The following is a 20,720-nucleotide window of genomic DNA, read 5'->3' as shown; positions in this document are numbered from 1 at the left end:
TCCTTTTCCGGTGTGGGGCGGGCTACGGGATCGTCTTCGACCGCGCGTAGGGGCGGGGATCGAGGGCGGTGTCCGGCAGGGAGCCCTGGACGGCGCCGACCGCCTTGAAGACCTCGAACTCCCGCTTCAGCGAGGCGATGTCCGCCGGCTCCAGGCTCACGGTGTAGATGCTGTCCCAGAGGGCGGCGTAGGCGGTGGCATCGGGCCCGCTCAGGTTGGCGGAGGCCTGCAGGATCCTGGCGACCGCCGGCTTGTCGGCTTGGCCGAAGGCGTAGGCCTTGCGCATCGCGGCCACGACCTTGGCCGGCGCGTCCGGGTTCTGCGCCATCCAGGCGTTGCGCATCAGCCCGACCCCGAGGATGGGCGGCGCGTCCTGCTTGGTGAGGGTCTTCCATTCCTGGCGGAACGAGCCGATCCGGCGCAGCTTCGCATCGGGCAGGAGGGCGATCGTCACCGTGCGCAGGGCGGCGGCGTCGATGTCCTTCTGGACAAGGAATTGCGCGAGGCGTGGGTCGTTGCCCGGAACGCCCTGGTAGTCACCCGGCGTGAACTTGTAGTTGGTTTCGAGGATCGCTGAGGTGATCGCCGCCGTGGCGCTGCCGGAGGGCGAGGTGCCGATCTTCTTGCCCTTCAGGTCCGCCATCGCCTTGATCGGCGAATCCTCCGGCACCACGAAGTCGAGGTCGGCGACCTGCGTCGCCAGCACGATGCTCAGGGGCAGGCCGTCGGCGGTGACGCTGAGCGAGGTGCCCGCGCTGGCGGCGATGGCGAAGTCGATGGCGCCGGCGGCCATGGCCTTGGTCGGCGCGTTCACATCCGGGAACTTCACGTATTCGGGCGTCAGGCCCTCCTTCTCCATGAATTTCCCGGCTTCCAGCACGGCGCCGAAGCCGAGGCTGATCCCCGAACTCCAGTAGCCGATGCGAACGCTCTCGGCCTGCGTGGGGCCGGACAGGCCGAGGGCGCAGAGCGCGGCGGCGGCAAGGACACCGATCCGTTTCAAGGGTCTCTCCGTAAGCTTGGGTTGCGAACCGGCGTTTTCCCGAGCGGCGGCGCCGTCACGGCTGCGCCGCCTTCTTCCAGACGAACAGCCGCTGTTCCGCGGGCTTGAGGACGAGGGTTTCGAGCCCGATCATCAGGGCGACGAGGGTCAGGGTCCACGCGAAGACCTGATCGGTCTGGACAAGGTCCGCCGCCTGCCGCAGGCGGTAGCCGATGCCGCTGCTGGCCCCGAGGGATTCGGCCACGAGGACCACCCGCGCCCCGAACCCGATGGCCAGCCGCGCGCCCGCGAAGAACGAGGGCAGGATCGTCGGCAGGTAGATCTTGGTCAGCACCTTGCGGCGCGGCATCCGGAAGGTCCGGGCGAGTTCGAGGTGTTCGGCGCTGACGGTGCGCGTGCCCTGCCAGACATTGGTCAGGATCAGCGGCATCGCCGTCATGAACACCACGAAGATCGTGGTCCAGTTCGACAGGCCGAACCAGATCAGCGCGAAGATCGCCCAGATCGCGGAGGAGACGGTGTTCGTCACCGTGAGGACCGGCTCGAAGAAGCTCCCGAGGCGGCGGCTCGCGCCGAGCAACAGGCCGAGCGGCAGGCCGACCAGCGCGGCGAAGGCGAAGCCCGCGCCGATGCGCCCGAGGGTGATGCCGAGATCCCCGGCGAAGCTCGGCGAGGCGACGAGGTGCAGCCACGTGGCCCAAACCCGCGCGGGGCTCGGCAGCACGAAGGAGGGCGCGCGCAGGGAGGCGACCTGCCACACGGCCAGCGCCAAGCCGATGAGGGCGAGCCGCTGCAGGACGATCCCCGTGCGGCGGCCCGCGCCGGAGGGGCGCGTCCGGGGGACGAGGCGGTCAGGGGTCCGCACTAGCATGCGGCCCTCGCGCCCGAGAGGCCGATCCGCAGGCGGCGGACCTCCTCGGCCACCTCCGGGGAGAGGGGGTCGCGGGGATAGGGCAGGGCGATGTCGCGGACCTCGCCGATCCGGCCGGGGCGCGGCTGCAGGACGACCACGCGGCTCGCCAGCACCACGGCCTCCTCCACGTCGTGCGTGACGAAGACCAGGGTCATCGCCCGCAGGGCGGCGATGCGCAGCAATTCGCCGTGCATCTGCGCGCGGATCTCCGGGTCGAGCTTCGAGAAGGGCTCGTCGAGGAGGAGGATCCGGGGTTCGGTGACGAGGCTGCGCGCCAGGGCCACGCGGCTGCGCATGCCGCCCGACAGTTCGTGCGGATAGGCATCCCGAAACCCGTCGAGGCCCACGAGGCGCAGGGTCTCATCGACCCGCCGCCGCCGCTCCTCCCGCCCCATGCCGCCGGCTTCGAGCCCGAAGGCGACGTTCTGCGCCGCCGTCCGCCAAGGGAGCAGCCGGTCCTCTTGGAACATGTAGGTCATGGCCCGCCAGTCGCGGAAGGCGTGCGAGGGGATCCCGTCGAGCAGGACCGCGCCCTCGTCGGGCTCGATCAACCCGGCGATCATGTTGAGCAGGGTGCTCTTGCCGCAGCCGGAGGCGCCGAGGAGGGCGACGATGGCGTGCTGCGGGATCGCGATGTCGATGGCGTCGAGCACGTGGAGCGGCGCGCCCTCCCGCCGGTCGAACCACTTGCTCACGTGGTCGAGCTGGACGGCGTTCATCGCTCGCCTCCCTCGGCCTGGGACGCGCTGCGGGGCGGTATGACCGCCGTGTCGCGCAGGCTCGCGATGACCTTCTCCATGGTCATCTCGCGGAAGGTCTCCACATGGCGGCGGGCCACAAGCGCGGCGCTCTCGGCGTCTCCCGCCGCAAGGTGCTCGATCATCGCCGTGTGGTCGTTCTCGATGTTCGGCCGCACGCCCTGCACGCCGAAGCCGAGGGCGACGAGGCGCGTCATCTCATCGAGGAGGCCGGACAGCGTCCGGTACAGGCGCCCGTTCCCCGCCGCCGCCGCGATCGCCATGTGGAAGCTGCGGTTGGCTTCGAGGAAGAAGTCGATCTGGTTGCCGACATCCACCGTGATCCGGCGGCGGCAGGCCTGTTCCAGCCGTTCCAACTGCGCCCGGTTCACCCGGCCGGCGGCGCCCCGCGCGGCGAGGGGTTCGAGCTCCATCCTGAGGGCGAAGACCTCATCGACGTCCTTCACGGTGACGGGGCTGACCCGGTAGCCGTGCCGGGGCATCGAGCTGACGAACCCTTCCTGCGCGAGCCGCTGCAGGGCGATGCGGCAGCTCGCCTTCCCGATCTCGAACCGCTCCATCACCTCGGCCTCGGTGAAGCGGGTGCCGGGGAGCAGGCGGCAGGAGACGATTTCCCGCCGCATCAGGTCGTAGGCCTGGTTGGCCTTGCGCGTCGCGTCCGGGACGGCGAGCACGCCGGCCGGCCGGCCGCCCCGTCCGGTTTCCTCGTCGCTCGTCATGGCACCTCGCCATCGCGCTTGAGTTTCCCACAGCGTGCTGTGAGCGGCTCACCAATTGCAGGTCGCGTGCCAACACCGGCCCGGGGGGGCCGTTTTCACGATGGAACGCAGGCCAAGGGACGGATGCCCGACCGGAGTAACCAGAGACGGTCAGCCTCACGGCTTGATCATCTCAGCCCATTCGGTGAGCATCCCATGGCTCATTTATGCGCAAGTGCCACGATGTCTGTAAATAGAACCAGAATTCCAATTCGCCGAGATCGCGAGGACAATACGTCTTCATCATGCCGGGGCCGCAGAACATCCTCGCTGCGGCGGCGGATCGAACGGGCGATGCTGGGCGGAGCACGGGACAATGGATGAGATCGACCGGAAGATTCTGGACGTGCTTCAGGTCGATGCGACGCTGCCGGTGGCGACGATCGCCGAGCGGGTCGGCCTGAGCGCGGCCCCGTGCTGGCGGCGCATCCGCCGGCTGGAAGAGAGCGGCGTCATCACCCGCCGGGTGGCGCTCGTCGACCGCCGCAAGGTCAACGTGCCGATCACAGTTTTCGTGGCCGTGAAGGCGCCCCGGCATACGGCCGAATGGTCGGCGGCGTTCCGCAGGACGGTGGACGACTTTCCGGAGATCGTCGGCGCGTGGCGCCTCACCGGGGAGATCGACTATCTCCTGCGCATCGTCGTGCCGGATATCGAGACCTACGACACCGTGTACCAGCGCCTGACCGCGCGGCTCGAATTCTCGAACCTCTCCGCCTCCATCGCGATGGAAGAGATGAAGTACACGACGGCCGTGCCGACGATCTACATGGCGTGAGGGGCGGCTCAGCCGGCGACGATGCGGTATTCGCGCTCGATCGAGGAGGCGCGGATTTCGGGATCGAAGCCGTAGACGTGGATCGAGATCGCCTCGTCCGGCCCGGCATTGACCATCTGATGCAGGTTCGGTCCGCTCGGCATCATGCAGGCGACGGAACCGGGCTCACGGAGGGCCTCGCCGGTGGCGACGGCGTCGGTCTCATTGAGGGCGCGGAACCAGACCTCCCGCAGGGCACCGCTCCAGACCCCGAAGCAGCAGGAGCAGTGGTGATCATGCACCGAGGTGCGTGAACCCGGGCTCCAGGTGATCGCCCAGACGCTGATCCCGTTCTCGCCGAGCAACAGGGTGCGCGCGTAGCCGCCGGGCTTCCGCTGAAGGGTGATCCCGGCGAGGAGGTCGTCCCGCGCCATCAGGTCTTCCAGAGTCCTGCGCGCGAGACGGAGATAGTCGGAGGAGGAAGTGCCGGCGCCCCTGGCCAGGGCGGTCAGGCAAGCCTTGCGCGGGTCGGCAACCGGGGTGAGCATGGCGATCTCCTGTGCGCTGCGAAAAGTCTATTCGCGCAGCCGCACAAATCGCTCTCAATTTCCAACGGGATGACAGGCAAAGACGGCGGTGCCGTTTGACGAAAGCGCAGTCTCGCGAAATCTCATTTCAACGCACGCGTCGCGACGGCCCCGCCGGGGATCCCGGTTCGCCCGGGCCCGTCCCGGTCGAACCGGCTCTTGGCCAGGGCGTGGACGGCGAAGCCGAATCCAACTCCGATGCTGAGGACGATCACGTCGAAGGCGACCGATATGGTACCGCCCTCGCGCAGGCCGCCGACGAGGGGCACGAGGAGATACGCGACGGCGACCGTCGCCAGGGCGACGATCCAGGCGCGGCGCGGGGCGAGGCCCAGGCCGAGGAGAGCCACCACCACCCACCCGCCGAAGAACGCCTGGATCTCGGCCTCCGCGCGCCCCGGCATCGCAACGGGCAGGAGCCGGTTCGCCAGGAAGTAGCACGCCACCGCGAACGGCAGCCCGGCCACGGTGCCGACGTTGAGGGCGTGGACGAGCCGGTGGGACCACGGCATCCGCGAGGGGGCGGGCCCCTTCGGCAGTCGCGCCACCGACCACAGCACCAGACCCGTCGCGACCATCGCGCAGCCGAGGAGGCCCGACAAGAAGAACAGCACCCGCAGCGCCGAACCGGCGAAATGCGCCTCGTGCAGGCCGACCATCGTGGTGAAGGTCCTGGTCGCGGGGCGGAGGTCGCCCGCGCGGATCTCCGCGATCTCGCCGCTGGACCCGTGGAAGGCGACCTGCGGATGCTGGTGCGACAGGCCGTGGGGCTCCTCGAACACGGCGACCACCACGGAATGCGCATCCCGGGGATTGACGATCGTCAGCCGCTCCAGCGGCTGCGGGACGCGGCTCAGGGCCTGCACCACCATGGGGCCGACCGGGGCCAGCGTGCCGGCCGTGCCGGCGGGCGGGCGCGGCGCGGTGATCTGGCCGGATTCGACGTAATAGCGCTGGGCGTCGCCCCGGTAGGCGGCCTTCACGCCCCACGGCATGTAGAGGGACGCGAGGGTCACGAGCCCCGTGTAGGTGATCATCACGTGGAAGGGCAGGGCGAGGACGCCCGTCACGTTGTGCGCGTCGAGCCAGCCGCGCTGGTCGGCGCGCCGCCGGAACGTGAAGAAGTCCACGAAGAGGCGCCGATGCGTGACGATCCCCGAAACCAGGGCGACCAGCATGATCATCGCGCACAGGCCGACGATCCACCGGCCCCAGAGCGGCGGTAGGCTCAGTTCGAAGTGGAAGCGGTAGAGAAAGTCGCCGCCCCGGGTCTCGCGGACTTCGGCGGGCGCCCCGCTGTCGGGATCGAGCAGGACGTGGCCCGGCGGACGGCCGGGTCCCGTCCGCCAGAACAGCTCCAGCAGCGGCATCTCGGGCCGTGGCAGCGTGATGAACCACGTCCGCGCCCCGCCGGCATGCTCCCGGAGATAGGCCACGCCGCGCTCGGCGGTCGCCGCCATCTCTTCCGGGCCGAAGGACCGGCCATACCGCAGCTCGGGGCGCATCCATTGCGAGATCTCGGCGCGGTAGTAGCTCGCCGTGCCCGTCACGAAGACGGCGAACAGGATCCAGCCGACGACGAGCCCGGACCACGCGTGCAGCCACGCCATCGATTGGCGGAAGGTCTTGCCCACGTCAGAAGTTCACCGACGCCGAGAGGATGAACGTCCGGGGCGAGGCCACCGTCACGAAGGTCCCGGTCGTGAGCCAGTAGCGGTTGTCGGCGATGTTCTCGACGTTGAAGCGCAGCGTGACCGGCTGCTCACCCACGAGCGTCGCGTAGCGAAGGCCGAGATCGAACCGCGTCCAGTCCGGGAAGCGCAGCCGGTTGGCGGTCGTGAGATAGGAGCCGGACGTGTAGATCACCCGGCCGTTCAGGGAGAGGCCGGGAACCCACGGCGTATCCCATTCGAGGCCGGCGGACACGGTCAGATCGGGCACGCCGGGGGCGTCGTTGCCGCGCTCGGCCGGATTGGTCGGCTTGGTCAGTTCGGGGCGCAGGAAGGTGGCGCTGGCGAAGCCGCGCAGGTTCGGCAGCACCGCGCCGAACGCCGACACCTCCAATCCCCGGTTCCGCTGTTCGCCATCGTAGGCGAGGGTGTTCGCGGCTGTCCGGACCTGGCTCGGCCGGCTGATCTGGAACAGGGCCGCCGTCGTCGTGATGGCGCCCCAGTCGATCTTGACGCCGACCTCCTGCTGATCGGACTTGAAGGGGCTGAGGATCGCGCCGGTGTTGGTGTATCCGGGGCCTACGATCGTGCCCGAGGTGAGGCCCTCGGCGTAGTTCGCGTAGACGGCCACGTTCTGCCAGGGCTTCACCACGATGCCGGCCAGCGGCGAGGTGGCGTCGGCATCGTACTCGCTCGTCCGTGCCCCGGTCGTCGTGTTGTAGGCGAGCTGGTTCACCATCTGGTAGCGCACGCCGGCCGTGAGCAGGACGCTCTCGTCGAGGAACGACATCGTGTCCGCCACGGCGACGCTGGTGAGCGTCGTGTCCGCCGAGCGGCGCGGGTCGAGGCGGGCGCCGCGCACCACGGGCAGCGGCGCCGGCCGGTAGATGTTCGACGGGACCGATTCGGCGGCGGTGTTCGCGGTGTAGGCGAAGCCTTCCTCGCGGCTGAACCCCGTGAACACCACGTTCAGGGCGTGATTGATGAACCCGGTGTCGAAGCGCGCCTTCAGCCCGACATTGCCGCTGACGGAGCTGCTGTAGGAATCGTAGTATCCGTTGACGAGCCGGAAGTTGCCCAGGGCATCGGCCCCGCTCGTGAACCCCGCGACGCGCGAATCCGGGAAGGTCTGCCGGTTCGAGCCCGCGCGATAGCCGATCCCGCCGTAGGCCGTGAGCCAATCGGTGAGGTCGTATTCGAGGAAGGTGGCGACGGTGTTGTCCCGTTGCTGGAGCTGCGTTCCGGGATACCAGTTGCCGCGCGCATCCGGTGGGGACGGGATGAACGGGATGTCCGAACGCAGGGTGATCTGCGGGCGGAAGTTCTTCGTATCGTCGTTCTGGGTGATGATATCGAGCGCCCAGCGCAGCCGCTCGCCCTGGTAATCGAGCGCCACCGCGCCGAGGCCGGTCTGCCAGTTGCCGCCGTCGATCGAGGCTTCCCCGGTGCGGCCCAGGCCGTTGAAGCGGATGCCCCATTCCTTGTTCTCGCCGCCGCGGGTGCTGGCATCGACATGAACGCCGAAGTTTCCGGGGCTGATGTATTGCGGCGTGACCTGGAGGAGCGGCAGATCGAGGGCGCGCTTGGTGACGATATTGATGCTGCCGCCGACGCTGCCCCCCGGCGGAATGCCGTACATGAACGCGCCGGGCCCCTTCAGCACCTCGATCCGCTCGATGTACTGGGCCGCGACGCGGTTGGACGAGACCAGACCGTAGAGGCCGTTCAACCCGACGTCCTGCGCCTGGACCGGGAAGCCGCGGATCTGAAACGTGTCGTCGAACCCGTTGCTGCCGGTGGTGAGACGGACGGAGGAATCGTTGACCAGCGTATCGGCGGCGGTTCGCGCCTGCTGATCCCGGATGACCTGCTGGGTGAAGTTCACGGTGCTGAAGGGGGTGTTCAGCGCATCGCGCGTGCCGAGGATCCCGAGCGATCCGCCGCGCGCGAATTGTCCGCCGGCATAGGGCGCCGGCAAGTCCTTCTGAAGTCCAACGCCCTGGCCAGCCCGGCCATTACTGCCCGCCACGCTCGCGACGGACAGTTCATCGAGCACGACGGCCTCCTGCGCGGCCACGTCGAGAGCCAGACCTGCCCAACCCAGCCCCAGTGATGCCACGCCGATCGCGACACGCGTGGAAGTGTCGCCAAGGACAGACTCGAACTTACGCATCACCGTGCCCTGAAGAAATTCTTCGAACATCGCAGCGATCGCCAATTCGCCAGTTTAGAAACTGACTAATGTATCGCGGATATCGATCATCTCCTTCGGCGTTACGGCATCACGGAACCGTGAACAAGGCCAAACATCACGCTCGTGTGAGCAAGTGTTATGCAAGCAACAAAGAGGAATTATTCTAATATCAAACTGTAGTTCGGCCGCCGGGCTCACGGGGCCCGGCGGTGATCAGATGTTTTCGCGGGCCGCCTGTTCGGAGCAGGCCTTCGCCACCTCGGAGATCGGCAGGCTTCCGTGGCCGGTCGTCCTCGACGTGTCGTCGAGGCAGGAGCGCACGCGCTCACGGGCGGCATCCCCGCCGCTCGCCGCGTCCAGCTTGCGCAACAGGGCCTCCTTGTCCGCCGCGGAGGCTCCCGCCCAATCCTGCATCGAATCCCCCGCGCTCAAGGCGAGGGCGGGCGTCGCCATCAGGGCGAGGGTGAACAGGCCGACGGGAAGAATGCGCATGGCGTGAGCCTCGGACGACGAAGGATCGGGCGCCGGCTGGCCGAGAACGGAAGCCGGCCGGCAAACGGGTTTGCGGAGGGAACTAGGTCCGCAGGCGCCTCCGCAGATCGCCGGAGGCTTGGGGCAAAAACGCACAGCGCTTCGCCGCCGCCCGCGCCGTGGGGCCAACTGGCCATTCGTCGCACGGGAGCCCTTCGGCCGAACCCGGCCCGCGATCACCGGTTGCCGCGTGAGAAGAGGGGACCGCGATGGCGTGTCTGTCCCAGGGCGTGAAGACGCCGGCGGCCACGGCCCTCGTGGTGGCCGACATGATCGGCGTCGGGGTGTTCACCAGCCTCGGGTTTCAGGTGACGGACGTCCCGTCCGGCTTCGGGCTGCTGCTCTTGTGGGGCGTCGGCGGGCTCGTCGCGCTCTGCGGGGCGTTCAGCTACGCCGAGTTGGCGACCATGTTTCCCCGCTCCAGCGGCGAGTACAACTTCCTCACCCGCGCCTACGGCCCGGCCCTCGGCTTCATGGCAGGCTGGCTCTCGGGCACCGTCGGCTTCGCGACCCCCGTAGCGCTGGCCGCGATGGCGTTCGGCCAATACGCGAAGGCCTTCCACCCGGCGGCCCCGCCGCTCCCCCTCGGGCTCGCAGTCATCTGGGCCGTCACCGCCATCCGCCTGACGGGCGGGCGCTTCGGGGAGGCGTTCCAGACCGGCGCGACGCTGTTGAAGCTGCTGCTCATCGTGGCCTTCATCGGCGCCGGCTTCGCTGCGGAAGGCGGGGCGCCGATCAGCTTCTCGCCGCGCGCGTTCGATCCGGCGCAGGTCTTCACCGCCGGCTTCGCCGTCAGCCTCGTCTTCGTGATGTACGCCTATTCGGGCTGGAACGCCGCGACCTACATCGCGGGCGATCTGGCCGACCCGTCCTATACCCTGCCGAGGGCTCTGTTCCTCGGGACGGGCCTCGTGATCGTGCTCTACGTCGCCCTGAACGCGGTGTTCCTGCGCACCACCCCACTGCCCGAACTCGCCGGGCAGATCGACGTCGCGATGATCAGCGGGCGGCATGTCTTCGGCCCCGAGGGCGGCCGGGTCGTCGGCGCGGTGATCTGCGTCGGCCTGATCCCGACGATCGGCGCCATGATGTGGATCGGCCCCAGCGTGACGGTCACGATGGGCGAGGATGTGCGGCTGTTGCGCGTCTTCGCCCGCCGCACCCGCCACGGCGTGCCCGTGCGCGCGGTCCTCCTCCAATGCGGCGTGGCGAGCCTCCTGCTGCTGACGCAGAGCTACGCGGCGGTTCTGGCCTTCATCCAGTTCGGCCTCATCCTGTGTTCGTTCCTGGCGGTGCTCGGCCTGATCAAGCTGCGGATCACGCGGCCGGACCTGCCACGGCCCTATCGCGCCTGGGGCTATCCCGTCACGCCGCTCGTCTTCCTCGGCGTGACCGCGTTCATGCTGGCCTACCTCGTCACCGCGCGGCCGATCCAATCGCTCGGCGGCCTCGCCGTGATGCTCCTCGGCCTGGCGCTGTACGGCGTCTCCCGCCGCGCCGAGCGGCGGTGATCGATCAGGCCGGCTTCGTCACCCGCAGCACGTCGAGGCGGTACTCGGCGGTTCGCGATTGCGTCAGGACCCGCGCGAAGCCGCGTGCGCCCGCGATGAAGCCCTCGGCCGCGTCGTCGCCGGAGAGCGGGTAATGGGTGACGCCGAGCCAATGGACCAGCACGATGTCCGCCTCGGGCAGGACCGCGCCCTCGACCCGGGCGACGAGGCGGGCGAGGTCGGGGCGGTCGAGATAATAGGCCACCTCCGAGATCACGATGAGGTCGAAGCGCCCGTCTGGCCATGTGCCCGGAACGGCGGCGAGGCTGAAATGCGCGTTCGGGCAATCGGCACAGCGCGCCCGCGCCTCCGCCAGCACCGAGGGCACCACGTCGAGCCCGATCAGCGCATCGCAGCGCGGGCAGAGCTCATGGGTGAACACGCCGATGGAGCAGCCGACATCCAGGGCGGACGTGTAGTGGGGGCGCGGCAGGGCCTTGAGAGTGGCGGCGTATTTGGCGCGCTCGTAGGGGCTCGTGGCGAACTTCCACGGGTCCGATTCGGTGGCGTACATGCCCTTGAAGTAATCGGGATCGAGAGTCGTCGGCCGCCGACCGGTCGGCGCCTCGCCTGCGGCGCCGCGTATCCCGAGGAGGGTGCCGGTGGCGGCCACGCTCGCGGACTGGAGCAGGACGCGCCGTGAGAGTGGTTCGCGGTCACGCACGAGACACCCCCACGAGACACAAGATGGCGCCAGCCACGGTCCGAGAGGGCAACCCCAGGTGAGGGGGACAGTTCCTGCCGCCCCCCTCGGTGCCTCAGGCCCCCTGCACGGCGGGGGCGCGGGCGGGCAGGACCCAGTTCGGCCGGACGAAATGGCAGGTGTAACCGTCGGGCCGGCGCTCCAGGTAATCCTGATGCTCCGGCTCGGCCTCCCAGAACGGCCCGGCCGGTGCCAGCTCGGTCACGACCTTCCCCGGCCAGAGGCCGGAGGCATCGACGTCGGCGATGGTCTCCTCGGCGACGCGGCGCTGCTCGTCGTCGGTGAAGTAGATCGCCGAGCGGTAGCTCAGGCCCCGGTCGTTGCCCTGGCGGTTCGGCGTCGTGGGATCGTGGATCTGGAAGAAGAATTCCAGCATGCGCCGGAAGCTCGTCCGGGCCGGATCGTAGACGATCTCGATGGCCTCCGCATGGGTGCCGTGGTTGCGGTAGGTCGCGTTCGGCACGTCGCCGCCCGTATACCCGACGCGGGTCGAAACCACGCCCGGCTGGCGCCGGATCAGGTCCTGCATGCCCCAGAAGCACCCACCGGCCAGCACGGCCCTCTCGGTCTGCATGGTCATGTCCTCTCCTCGCTCTGCACGTCCCCGTTATATGGGGTCGCCGGTCAGGCTTTTCCCCGGTCGGAGACGAGGCGGAGCCCGGCCACCGGACGCGCCTCCAGCGCCGTGGCGACCTTGCGTTCGAGCTCGCCCTGCCGGAACGGCTTGAGGACGACCGCGTCGGAGCCGCTGGCGCCGGCCAGCGTCAGGGCCGTCGTGTCTGCGAACCCGGTGACGAACAGCACCGGCATCCCCGGCCAGCGCTTGCGGATCTCGATGGCGACCTCGGCCCCGTTCATGCCCGGCATGGCGAAGTCGAGCACCACGAGGTCGACGCACGGGTCGGCCTCCAGGGCGGCCAGGGCCTGGAGCCCCGAGGCCGCCTCGCGCACCGCGTACCCGACCTCGGTGAGGCGCGTCACGGTGACCTCCCGCACCTCCGCGTCGTCGTCCACGACGAGGAGGGTCGGGCGGCTTCCCGGCGGGTGAGCCAGGGCGCAATCGACGGCCTTGGCCTTCTCGGTGGCGGCCGAGCCGCCGCCTTCGACCCGGGGCAGGTAGACCTTGATCGACGTGCCCTCGCCGAGCACCGTGTCGATGCGGATGCCGCCGCCCGATTGCTTCACGAACCCGAAGACCTGCGCGAGCCCGAGGCCCGAGCCCTTGCCGACCTCCTTGGTGGTGAAGAACGGCTCGAACACCCGCGCGAGCACCTCCGGCCGCATGCCGGTGCCGGTGTCGCTCACCGCCACCATCACGTACTCCCCGGGCTGGGGCTGCTCGGGACGGCTCGGCGCGCCGGTGACGGTCACGTTGGCGGTCTCGATGGTGAGGCGGCCGCCCACCGCCATCGCGTCGCGGGCGTTGATGGCGAGGTTGAGGATGACGAGTTCGATCTGCGTCGCGTCGACCAGGGCCGGCCAGAGGTCGGCCTGCAGCGTCGTCTCGATCTGCACCGCGCCGCCGATCGAGCTCTGCAGCAGGTCGCGCATCGAGGCGACGGTGTCGTTCAGGCCGACCGGGGTCGGCTCCAGCCGCTGGCGCCGGGAGAAGGCGAGAAGCTGCGCCGTGAGCCTCGCGCCCCGGTCCGCCGCCCCCTTCATCATCGCGAGCCGGCGCTTCGACCGGTCGTCGGAGACCGCGCGCTCCAGGAACTCGATGTTCCCGGCGATCACCGTGAGCAGGTTGTTGAAGTCGTGCGCGACGCCGGAGGTCAACTGCCCGACGGCCTCCAGGCGCTGGTTGAGGCGCAGCGCCTCCTCGGCCCGCTCCCGTTCGCCGATCTGGCGCTGAAGCTCGGCGTTCGTCTCGGCCAGTTCGCGGGTGCGCGCGACGATGCGCGCCTCCAGGGTCTCGTTCAGCGCCTGCAGGGCCTCCTCGGCCGCCCGCTTGTCGGCCCTGGCCCGCGCCTCGGCGAGCGCCCGGACAATGGTGCGGGACAACCGGTCGAGGCGCTGCTTGCCCACGTAGTCGGTGGCGCCGTTCTTCAGCGCCTCGACGGCCACGTCCTCGCCGAGGGTGCCGGAGCAGAAGATGAACGGGATGTCGGGGCATTGCTCGCGAGCGATGCCGAGCGCGCTGACGCCGTCGAAGGTCGGCAGGACGTAATCCGCCAGGATGATGTCGTGGCGCCCCGGCCAGGCCGTGGCCGCGAACTCCTCGCGCGTCATCACCCGCTCGATCACGAACGGGTGGCCGAGGTTGTCCAGTTCCGCCTCGATGAGTTCCGCGTCGAGGTCGCTGTCTTCCAGGTGGAGGATACGCAGCGGACCGGCGGAAGGTCCGATTACGCGTTCGATGGCCAGCCTCCCCGGTGCGGCGGCGGCTCGTTCAGGAGCGCCCAGAACACCCCGATATCCTTGATCGCAGCGAAGAACTCATCGAACCCGACCGGCTTCACCACGAAGGCGTTCACCCCGAGGTCGTACGAGCGGACCACGTCGGTCTCCTCCCGCGAGGAGGTGAGCATCACCACCGGGATGCCGCGCGTGGCCGGGTCGCCCTTGATCTTGGCGAGCACTTCCAGCCCGTCGACCTTGGGCAGCTTCAAGTCGAGCAGCACGACCGCCGGATCCTGCGCCTGCCGTCCCTCGTGGGAGCCGCGCCGGTAGATGAAGTCGAGCGCCTCCGCCCCGTCGCGGCAGATGATGATCTCGTTGGCGAGGTTGCTCGATTCCAGCGCGGCGAGCGTCAACTCGATGTCGTTCGGGTTGTCCTCGACGAGGAGGAACGGCTTCAGTCCGGCCATGTCAGTGCGCCTCCTCCCGAAGCGGTAGCGTGAAGTAGAAGGTCGCGCCCCGACCCAGATGGCCCTCGGCCCAGGTCCGGCCACCGTGCCGCTCGACGATGCGGCGCACGTTGGCGAGCCCGATGCCGGTGCCCTCGAACTCCTCGACCCGGTGCAGGCGCTGGAACACGCCGAACAGCTTGTCGACATAGGCCATGTCGAAGCCGGCGCCGTTGTCGCGCACGAAGAACACCGCCTCGCCGTCCTTCGGCGGAAGCCGCCCCACCGCGATGACCGCCTCGGGCTTGCCGCGCGTGTACTTCACCGCGTTCGAGAGCAGGTTCTCGATCACGAGGCGCAGCATCACCGGATCGGCATAGGCCCGGCCCAGGGGTTCGATCTCCCACCGCACGGCCCGGTCCGCCGGGACGTCGCGCAGGACCTTCCGCTGCACCTCCTCGACCAGGGCGTTCATGTCGCCCGTGACCTTCTTCAGGGCGTTGCGACCCATCTGCGAGAACGACAGCAGGTTGTCGACGAGGGTGCCGGCCGAGAAGGCCGCCTCGATGATGGTGTCGACGTAGTGCCGGCCCTTCTCCGAGAGGTTGGCGCCCTCCCGCGTCTTGAGCAGGTTCGAGTAGCCGACGATGTGCCGGAACGGCGCGCGCAGGTCGTGGCTCACCGAGTAGGAGAACGCCTCCAGCTCCTTGTTCGAGCGCTGCAACTCCTCGCTCATCGCCGCGAGTTCTTCGGCCCGGCGCAGCACGATGCCGAGCACCGAGGCGCGCAGGTCCTTGGCGGCCTCGACCTCCGGGATCGACCACGGCAGCGAGCGCCCCTGCACCGTCTCCTTCCAGATCTCGAAGGACTTGCGCGGGTGCAGGCGGTCCGGCCCGCCCGCCGGATCCGGCACGGCGGGCTTGACCGGGTTGCCGCCCCACTTGACCGTGCGCACCACCTCCGGCCTGAACCAGAGGATGTAGCTCGCGTATTTCTTGGAGACCGAGATCGCCAGCAGCCCGCTCGCGTGGTCGGCATAAGACGCCGCGCCGGGGATGGCCTCGGACAGGGACTCGGACACGAAGACGTCGTCGGTGTCGCCGCGGGCCGACAGCCAGTCGTACATCGCGCGCACGTCGCGCTCTTCCGGCGTCGCGCCCATCAGCCGGCACCGGTCGGCGGTGACGACGGCCGCGCCGGAGGCGTTCACCAGGGCCAGGACGTCGTCGGGATGCTTGAGCAGGCCATCGACGAAGCTGTCCTCCTCCGCCATGAATCCGAGGAGACGGGCCTGCACCTGCCCGAGCGCCAGCCTTTGCTCGGCTTGGGCGCCGCGCTCGCGGGCCGAGAGCTGGAGGGCGAAGATCTGGGCGAGCACGTCGCAGGCGTTGCGGGCGTGCAGCGGCACGCGCTTCGGCGCGGCGTTGTGGCAGGAAATCAGGCCCCAGAGCGCGCCGTCGATCAGGATCGACACCGACATGGACGCCATCGTGCCCATGTTGCGCATGTACTCGACATGGACCGGCGAGACGGAGCGCAGGACGGACTGGCTGAGGTCGAGGGGTTTCCCCGAGGGCGTCGCCGCCGGCAGGATCGGCACGGGGGCGTAGCCCGCGTCCGGGATGATCCGCATGCGGTTGCGGCGGTAGAGCTCGCGCGCCTGCGCCGGGATGTCCGAGGCGGGGAAGCGGAGGTCGAGGTAGCTCGGCAGCGCGCCGTTGCCGTCCTCGGCCAGCACCGTGCCGTGCCAGTCCCGGTCGAACCGGTAGACCAGCGCCCGGTCGAGGCCGGTGACGGCGCGGATGTCCTGCGCGACGAGGTGGCAGAGTTCCGCGATGTCGTGGGCGGCGTGCAGGCGCTCGACGAAGGAGCGCAGGCGCGGGGTGAGCACGTCGAGGCCGAGATCCGCCGCGGCGGCATCGACCTCCTCCAGTTCCAGCACCACGAGGCCGTCGACCCGGTGCGCCGCGACCTCGTAGGTCAGGCGGGCGGCATCGGAGGTGAGCGTCACGGTGCGGAGGTAGGACGCGCCCGTCTGCGCGCCGGGCTCGTCCAGATGGCGGCGGACGATGGCGGCGAGGTGCGGGAAGACCGCGTCCAGGGACGTGCCGACGGCCGCCTCGGCCGGGGCGTTGGCGCTGGCCTGCACGACGGTCAGGGACGGCGGTTCGAGGACGAGCAGGAATCCGTGCGGCTGGACGCTGCCGACGATGTGGATGGGCTCACGGTCGCAGGCGGTGAGGTCGATCCTCGGTTCGGCGTCGTGCGATGGCTTCAAACCGACATTCCCATCTCGGATGGGCGCCCAGGGGGCCACGCCATTTAACGGGCATTAACATCGGGCCGGCGGCCTGACCACGCCGAACCGGGCCGGCCGGGCGACGACGCCTAGGCCCAAAGGTCACAGGTCCGTCCGTACCGGCGCAGCCCAGGCGTGCGGGGCCGGCATGTGTCCCCGCTCCCGGCGCGGGGGTTATGATGGCGTCTTCGATCTCACATGGGCCTTATGCACACCGTGTTCGACGTCATCATCGTAGGGGGAGGGGCCGCCGGCATCGGCGCCGCGCGGCGGCTGGCGGACCAGGGCGTGTCGGCCGTGCTGCTCGAGGCGTCGTCGCGCCTCGGGGGCCGCGCCCATACGCAGGATCTCGGCGGGTATCCCCTCGATCTCGGCTGCGAATGGCTCCATTCGGGCGACCGCAACGCCTGGGTCGGCATCGCCGAGGCGGCGGGCTTCCCGGTGGACCGGGGCGATCCGCCCTGGGCCAAGGCCCATCCCAGCATCGCGCAGGACCGGGACGACCAGGAGGCGGCCCAGCGGGCGTACGGCGCGTGGGAGGACCGGCTCCGCGTCGTCGCGGCGGGTAGCGACCGGGCCGCCGATGCCCTGGAGCCCGGCGACCGCTACAACCCCTATGTGCGGTCTATCGCCGGCTTCATGAGCGGCGTCGGGCCCGAGGCGATCTCCGCCGCCGACTACCTCGCCTACGACGACGCCTCGACGGGCCGGAACTGGCACCTGCCCCTCGGTTACGGGACGCTGGTCGCGGCCAGCCTGCCGGCCGCCACGGCCCTGCGCCTCGCCACCCCCGCCGAGGGGATCGACCTCACGGCGGACGGGGTCGCCGTCGCCACGCGCGCCGGCACCCTCCACGCCGGGGCCGCCATCCTGACGGTCTCGACCGCGATCCTGGCCGGCGACGCGATCCGCCTGCCCGCCGGGACAGACCCCTGGCGCGAGGCCGCCGCCGCCCTGCCGCTCGGCCACAACGAGAAGGTGTTTCTTGAGATCGCGCGCGATTCGGCGTTCGCGCCGGATTCGCACGCCTACGGCGACATCCACGATGCGCGGTCGGCCGCCTATTCCATCCGGCCCAACGGATGGCCGGTGATCGAGGCGTTCCTCGGGGGCGAGGGCGCCCGCATGGTGGCGGAGGAGGGCCCGGCCGCCGGCTTCGCGTTCGTCGCGGCCCAGCTCGCCGCCCTGTTCGGCCACGACGTGGCCTCGGCGATCCGGCCGCTGGCGGCGACCGCGTGGAGCCGGATGGGCACCATCGGCGGGGCGTATAGCTGCGCCCTGCCGGGCCGCTCCGGGGCGCGGGCGCAACTCGCCCGTCCCTTCGAGGAGAGGCTGTTCTTCGCGGGCGAGGCGACGCATTTGCACGACTTCACCACCGCCCACGGCGCCCACGACAGCGGGCAGAGGGCCGCCGACGAGGCTATGGCGGCGCTCCGGCCGCGCCGCGCGTTCACGGCTCGGCGATGAGGTCCTTGATGCGGGTGGCGAGGGTTTCCAGCACGAACGGCTTGGTCAGGACCTGCATGCCCGGCCGCAGGTAGCCGTTTCCGAGCACGGCGTTCTCGGCGTAGCCGGTGATGAACAGCACCTTCAGGTCCGGCCGCCGCTCGCGGCCGGCATCCGCCATCTGCCGCCCGTTCATGCCGCCCGGCAGGCCGACATCCGTGACGAGCAGGTCGATGCGCACGTCCGATTGCAGCACCTTCAGGCCGGCGACGCTGTCGGCGGCCTCGATGGCCGTGTAGCCGAGGTCTTCCAGCACCTCCGTGACCAGCATGCGCACGGACGGCTCGTCGTCCACAATCAGCACCGTCTCGCCCTGGCCCGCCAGCTCCACCTCGGCGAGCCGGCGCGCGACCTCGGCCTCGTCGGCCTCGCCGTAATGGCGGGGCAGGTAGAGGCACACCATCGTGCCCTCGCCGACCTCGGAATAGATCCGCACCTGACCGCCCGACTGGCGGGCGAAGCCGTAGACCATGGACAGGCCGAGGCCCGTGCCCTCGCCGGTGGGCTTGGTGGTGAAGAACGGCTCGAACACCTTGTCGATCAGGTCCGGCGTCATGCCGGTGCCGGTGTCGCTCACGCAGACGCTGAGATACTGCCCCGGCGGCAGGTCGTGCTGCCGGCCGCCGACCTCGTCGATCCACCGGTTGGCAGTCTCGATGGTGATGCGCCCGCCCTCCGGCATCGCATCGCGGGCGTTGATGCACAGGTTGAGCAGGGCGTTCTCCAACTGCCCCGGATCGATCAGCGCCGGCCACAGCCCGGCGAGGCCGACGACCTCCAGGTGGACGGAGGGGCCGACCGTGCGCCGGATCAGCTCCTCCATGTCGGTGACGAGGCGGTTCACGTTGGTGGGCTTGGGGTCGAGGGTCTGGCGCCGGGAGAAGGCGAGGAGCCGGTGGGTCAGCGCGGCGGCGCGCTTGGCCGCGCCCTGGGCGACCGCCATGTAGCGGTCGAGGTCGCCCATCCGGCCCTGGCTCATCCGGGTCTGCATCAGCTCCAGCGAGCCGGAGATGCCGGCGAGCAGGTTGTTGAAGTCGTGGGCGAGGCCGCCGGTCAGTTGCCCCACCGCCTCCATCTTCTGCGATTGCCGCAGGGCCTCCTCGGTCCTGGCGAGGGCCTCGGCCTGCCGCTTGATCGCGGTCACGTCGCGCACGGAGGCGTAGATCAGCCCGTCGCGGGGCACGGCGTTCCAGGACAGCCACACATGGCCGCCGTCCTTGTGGAGATAGCGGTTCTCGAAGGTGAGCTGGGCCTCCCCGCGCGCCAGCCCGCCCGCCGCCGCCACGGTCGCCGCGATGTCGTCGGGATGCACGAAGTCGAGGAACGGCCGCGCCTTCATTTCGGCGTCGGTCCACCCGAGGGTCCGGGGCCAGGCCGGGTTGAGGCTGACGAAGTAGCCGTCGAAATTGGCCACGCACAGCAGGTCGGACGACGCCTGCCAGATCTGGTCGCGCTCGGCGGTCCGGGCGGCGACTTGACGGGCGAGGTCGGCCTCGGTCTGCGCGCGGACAGTCACGTCCTGCACGAAGACGTGGAAGCCGTCCACGCGACCGTCGGTGTCCCGGCGCGGCAGGTAGCGGATCTCGGCGATGCGGGGGCGCCCGTCGCGGTGGGGCCAGTCCATCTCGAAGGTGACGGGATCGCCGCCGAGCGCCCGGTCGATGAACGGCCGTCGCGCCGCGTAGCCATCCGGCCCGAGCAGGTCGCGCACGTCCCGGCCGACGATTTCCCGGGCGGGGACGAAGAACCAGTCGTCGTAGGCCTCGTTGGCGAAGCGGTAGACGTGGTCCGCGCCGATGAAGGCGATGAGCACCGGAAGGGCGTCCGCGATCAGGCGGAGTTCCCGTTCCCCCGCCTCGGCGCGCCGCTCGACCTCACGGCGCTCGGTGATGTCCGAGAAGAAGATCGCGACCCGGTGCGCGGACGGCTCGCCGATGCGCAGGGCCCGCACGTCGAACCAGCGGCCGAACACGTCGGCGAAATGCTCGAAATGCGCGGGCTCGCCGGTCAGGGCGACGTGCCCGTAGGTGTCGAACCAGTGCCGTTCGAGATCGGGCGCGAAGTCGCTCACCCATTGTCCGGCGACGTCGGCGCCGGTCTGCCGCACGAAGGCGGGATTGGCCTCGACGATGCGGTAATCGACGGCCCGGTCGCCCTCGAACTTCATCGCGATGATGCAGAACCCGACCTCGATGCTCTCGAACAGGGTGCGGTAGCGCGCCTCGCTCTCGCGCAGCGCGGCCTCGGCGCGGGTGCGCTCGGTGACGTCGTGGCCCTCCACGAAGATGCCCTCGACCCGGCCGTCCGCGCCCGCGACCGGCTGGTAGACGAAGTCGAGGTAGCGCTCTGTGACCGGACCCCCCGGCACGCGCTGGAGATCGAGCCGCGCCCCCATCGCCTGGTGGGGCCGTCCGGTGCGGAACACCTCGTCGAGCAGGGCGACGTAGCCCTGGGCGGCGGCCTCCGGCAGCGCCTCCGCGACGGTGCGCCCGGCCACGTCGCGGTCGTCGACGGCGCGTTGGTAGGCGGCGTTCGTCAGGGTGAAGCGGTGCTCGGGGCCGCTCAGGAGGGCGATGAAGCTGGGGGCCTGCTCGAACATCTGCGCGAGGGAGGTCGAATGCCCCCGCAGGCGCCGAACCTCGGCTTCCAGGTCCGCGCGGGACATCGTTCCCGGGTCGAGTGGGGGTGTGTGCATGATGGCTAGA

At 70.0% G+C, this 20,720-nt stretch carries 17 protein-coding genes; 3 read left to right on the top strand and 14 right to left on the bottom strand.

Features of this window, described 5'->3' with window-relative positions; genetic code table 11:
* Nucleotides 1–22 precede the first annotated feature (22 nt).
* Genes AAHF99_RS18290 through AAHF99_RS18275 form a run of 4 tightly spaced genes read right to left on the bottom strand, consistent with a single transcriptional unit; the run spans nt 23 to nt 3,393 of the window.
* Entirely contained in the window at nt 23–1,003 is a 981-nt protein-coding gene (locus tag AAHF99_RS18290; RefSeq protein WP_342165930.1) for an ABC transporter substrate-binding protein, read from the bottom strand.
* Nucleotides 1,004–1,058: 55 nt separating this feature from the next.
* Nucleotides 1,059–1,874: an ABC transporter permease gene (locus AAHF99_RS18285; RefSeq protein ID WP_342165929.1), complete on the bottom strand. Its 816-nt coding sequence runs from the start codon at nt 1,872–1,874 to the stop codon at nt 1,059–1,061.
* Nucleotides 1,868–2,635 carry an ABC transporter ATP-binding protein gene (locus tag AAHF99_RS18280; protein ID WP_342165928.1) on the bottom strand — a complete coding sequence of 256 codons (768 nt, stop codon included), beginning with the start codon at nt 2,633–2,635 and terminating at the stop codon, nt 1,868–1,870. Before AAHF99_RS18280 ends, AAHF99_RS18285 begins: the two co-directional genes overlap by 7 nt.
* Nucleotides 2,632–3,393, bottom strand: coding sequence for a GntR family transcriptional regulator (locus AAHF99_RS18275; protein WP_342165927.1), 762 nt, complete (start codon nt 3,391–3,393; stop codon nt 2,632–2,634). The genes AAHF99_RS18280 and AAHF99_RS18275 overlap by 4 nt, the downstream gene beginning before the upstream one ends.
* A 355-nt stretch (nt 3,394–3,748) precedes the next feature.
* On the opposite strand from AAHF99_RS18275, the gene AAHF99_RS18270 reads away from it, so the two are divergent.
* Nucleotides 3,749–4,210: an Lrp/AsnC family transcriptional regulator gene (locus tag AAHF99_RS18270; RefSeq protein ID WP_243956526.1), complete on the top strand. Its 462-nt coding sequence runs from the start codon at nt 3,749–3,751 to the stop codon at nt 4,208–4,210.
* Nucleotides 4,211–4,218: 8 nt separating this feature from the next.
* Here AAHF99_RS18270 and AAHF99_RS18265 read toward each other — a convergent pair whose 3' ends face one another.
* From AAHF99_RS18265 to AAHF99_RS18250, 4 genes are all read right to left on the bottom strand, one after another.
* Nucleotides 4,219–4,737, bottom strand: a complete 519-nt coding sequence (locus AAHF99_RS18265) for a cysteine dioxygenase (protein WP_243956528.1) — start codon at nt 4,735–4,737, stop codon at nt 4,219–4,221.
* Between the two features lie 122 nt (nt 4,738–4,859).
* Nucleotides 4,860–6,410, bottom strand: a complete 1,551-nt coding sequence (locus tag AAHF99_RS18260) for a PepSY-associated TM helix domain-containing protein (protein WP_342165926.1) — start codon at nt 6,408–6,410, stop codon at nt 4,860–4,862.
* Between the two features lies 1 nt (nt 6,411).
* Complete coding sequence (locus tag AAHF99_RS18255; RefSeq protein WP_342165925.1) at nt 6,412–8,565, bottom strand: TonB-dependent receptor; 2,154 nt, start codon at nt 8,563–8,565, stop codon at nt 6,412–6,414.
* Between the two features lie 288 nt (nt 8,566–8,853).
* Nucleotides 8,854–9,132 carry a hypothetical protein gene (locus AAHF99_RS18250; protein WP_342165924.1) on the bottom strand — a complete coding sequence of 93 codons (279 nt, stop codon included), beginning with the start codon at nt 9,130–9,132 and terminating at the stop codon, nt 8,854–8,856.
* A 248-nt stretch (nt 9,133–9,380) separates the two neighbouring features.
* Between AAHF99_RS18250 and AAHF99_RS18245 the strand changes: the two genes are divergently transcribed.
* On the top strand, nt 9,381–10,682 hold the full coding sequence (locus AAHF99_RS18245) for an APC family permease (protein ID WP_342165923.1): 1,302 nt from the start codon (nt 9,381–9,383) through the stop codon (nt 10,680–10,682).
* A gap of 4 nt (nt 10,683–10,686) precedes the next feature.
* On the opposite strand, the gene AAHF99_RS18240 is transcribed toward AAHF99_RS18245, so the two are convergent.
* The 5 genes from AAHF99_RS18240 to AAHF99_RS18220 all read right to left on the bottom strand — a co-directional run bounded on the left by AAHF99_RS18240 (nt 10,687) and on the right by AAHF99_RS18220 (nt 16,488).
* Nucleotides 10,687–11,235, bottom strand: a complete 549-nt coding sequence (locus AAHF99_RS18240; RefSeq protein ID WP_342165991.1) for an SAM-dependent methyltransferase — start codon at nt 11,233–11,235, stop codon at nt 10,687–10,689.
* 244 nt (nt 11,236–11,479) lie between these two features.
* A complete protein-coding gene (gene msrA, locus AAHF99_RS18235; protein WP_459558954.1) occupies nt 11,480–12,004 on the bottom strand; it encodes a peptide-methionine (S)-S-oxide reductase MsrA in 525 nt (174 codons plus the stop codon).
* A 44-nt stretch (nt 12,005–12,048) separates the two neighbouring features.
* Nucleotides 12,049–13,788, bottom strand: coding sequence for a hybrid sensor histidine kinase/response regulator (locus tag AAHF99_RS18230; RefSeq protein ID WP_243956715.1), 1,740 nt, complete (start codon nt 13,786–13,788; stop codon nt 12,049–12,051).
* A complete protein-coding gene (locus AAHF99_RS18225; protein WP_342165922.1) occupies nt 13,770–14,231 on the bottom strand; it encodes a response regulator in 462 nt (153 codons plus the stop codon). The genes AAHF99_RS18230 and AAHF99_RS18225 overlap by 19 nt, the downstream gene beginning before the upstream one ends.
* Before the next feature lies 1 nt (nt 14,232).
* Nucleotides 14,233–16,488, bottom strand: a complete 2,256-nt coding sequence (locus tag AAHF99_RS18220) for an ATP-binding protein (protein WP_342165921.1) — start codon at nt 16,486–16,488, stop codon at nt 14,233–14,235.
* Nucleotides 16,489–16,716: 228 nt separating this feature from the next.
* On the opposite strand from AAHF99_RS18220, the gene AAHF99_RS18215 reads away from it, so the two are divergent.
* Nucleotides 16,717–17,976: a flavin monoamine oxidase family protein gene (locus tag AAHF99_RS18215; protein WP_342165989.1), complete on the top strand. Its 1,260-nt coding sequence runs from the start codon at nt 16,717–16,719 to the stop codon at nt 17,974–17,976.
* Here the strand turns inward: AAHF99_RS18215 and AAHF99_RS18210 are convergent.
* Nucleotides 17,960–20,680 carry a hybrid sensor histidine kinase/response regulator gene (locus tag AAHF99_RS18210; protein ID WP_342165920.1) on the bottom strand — a complete coding sequence of 907 codons (2,721 nt, stop codon included), beginning with the start codon at nt 20,678–20,680 and terminating at the stop codon, nt 17,960–17,962. The genes AAHF99_RS18215 and AAHF99_RS18210 overlap by 17 nt on opposite strands.
* Between the last annotated feature and the right edge of the window lie 40 nt (nt 20,681–20,720).

Source organism: Methylobacterium litchii, from assembly GCF_038442315.1.
Taxonomy (GTDB): Bacteria; Pseudomonadota; Alphaproteobacteria; order Rhizobiales; family Beijerinckiaceae; genus Methylobacterium; species Methylobacterium litchii.
Note: the sequence above shows the minus strand (reverse complement) of the source record. Positions and strands in the feature narration are given on the sequence as shown.

Coding starts and splice junctions, on each gene's coding strand:
- AAHF99_RS18285 (WP_342165929.1), bottom strand. CDS start 1,874: ATGCTAGTGCGGACCCCTGACCGCCTCGTCCCCCGGACGCGCCCCTCC.
- AAHF99_RS18280 (WP_342165928.1), bottom strand. CDS start 2,635: ATGAACGCCGTCCAGCTCGACCACGTGAGCAAGTGGTTCGACCGGCGG.
- AAHF99_RS18275 (WP_342165927.1), bottom strand. CDS start 3,393: ATGACGAGCGACGAGGAAACCGGACGGGGCGGCCGGCCGGCCGGCGTG.
- AAHF99_RS18270 (WP_243956526.1), top strand. CDS start 3,749: ATGGATGAGATCGACCGGAAGATTCTGGACGTGCTTCAGGTCGATGCG.
- AAHF99_RS18265 (WP_243956528.1), bottom strand. CDS start 4,737: ATGCTCACCCCGGTTGCCGACCCGCGCAAGGCTTGCCTGACCGCCCTG.
- AAHF99_RS18250 (WP_342165924.1), bottom strand. CDS start 9,132: ATGCGCATTCTTCCCGTCGGCCTGTTCACCCTCGCCCTGATGGCGACG.
- AAHF99_RS18245 (WP_342165923.1), top strand. CDS start 9,381: ATGGCGTGTCTGTCCCAGGGCGTGAAGACGCCGGCGGCCACGGCCCTC.
- AAHF99_RS18240 (WP_342165991.1), bottom strand. CDS start 11,235: ATGTACGCCACCGAATCGGACCCGTGGAAGTTCGCCACGAGCCCCTAC.
- msrA (WP_459558954.1), bottom strand. CDS start 12,004: ATGACCATGCAGACCGAGAGGGCCGTGCTGGCCGGTGGGTGCTTCTGG.
- AAHF99_RS18225 (WP_342165922.1), bottom strand. CDS start 14,231: ATGGCCGGACTGAAGCCGTTCCTCCTCGTCGAGGACAACCCGAACGAC.
- AAHF99_RS18215 (WP_342165989.1), top strand. CDS start 16,717: ATGCACACCGTGTTCGACGTCATCATCGTAGGGGGAGGGGCCGCCGGC.
- AAHF99_RS18210 (WP_342165920.1), bottom strand. CDS start 20,680: ATGTCCCGCGCGGACCTGGAAGCCGAGGTTCGGCGCCTGCGGGGGCAT.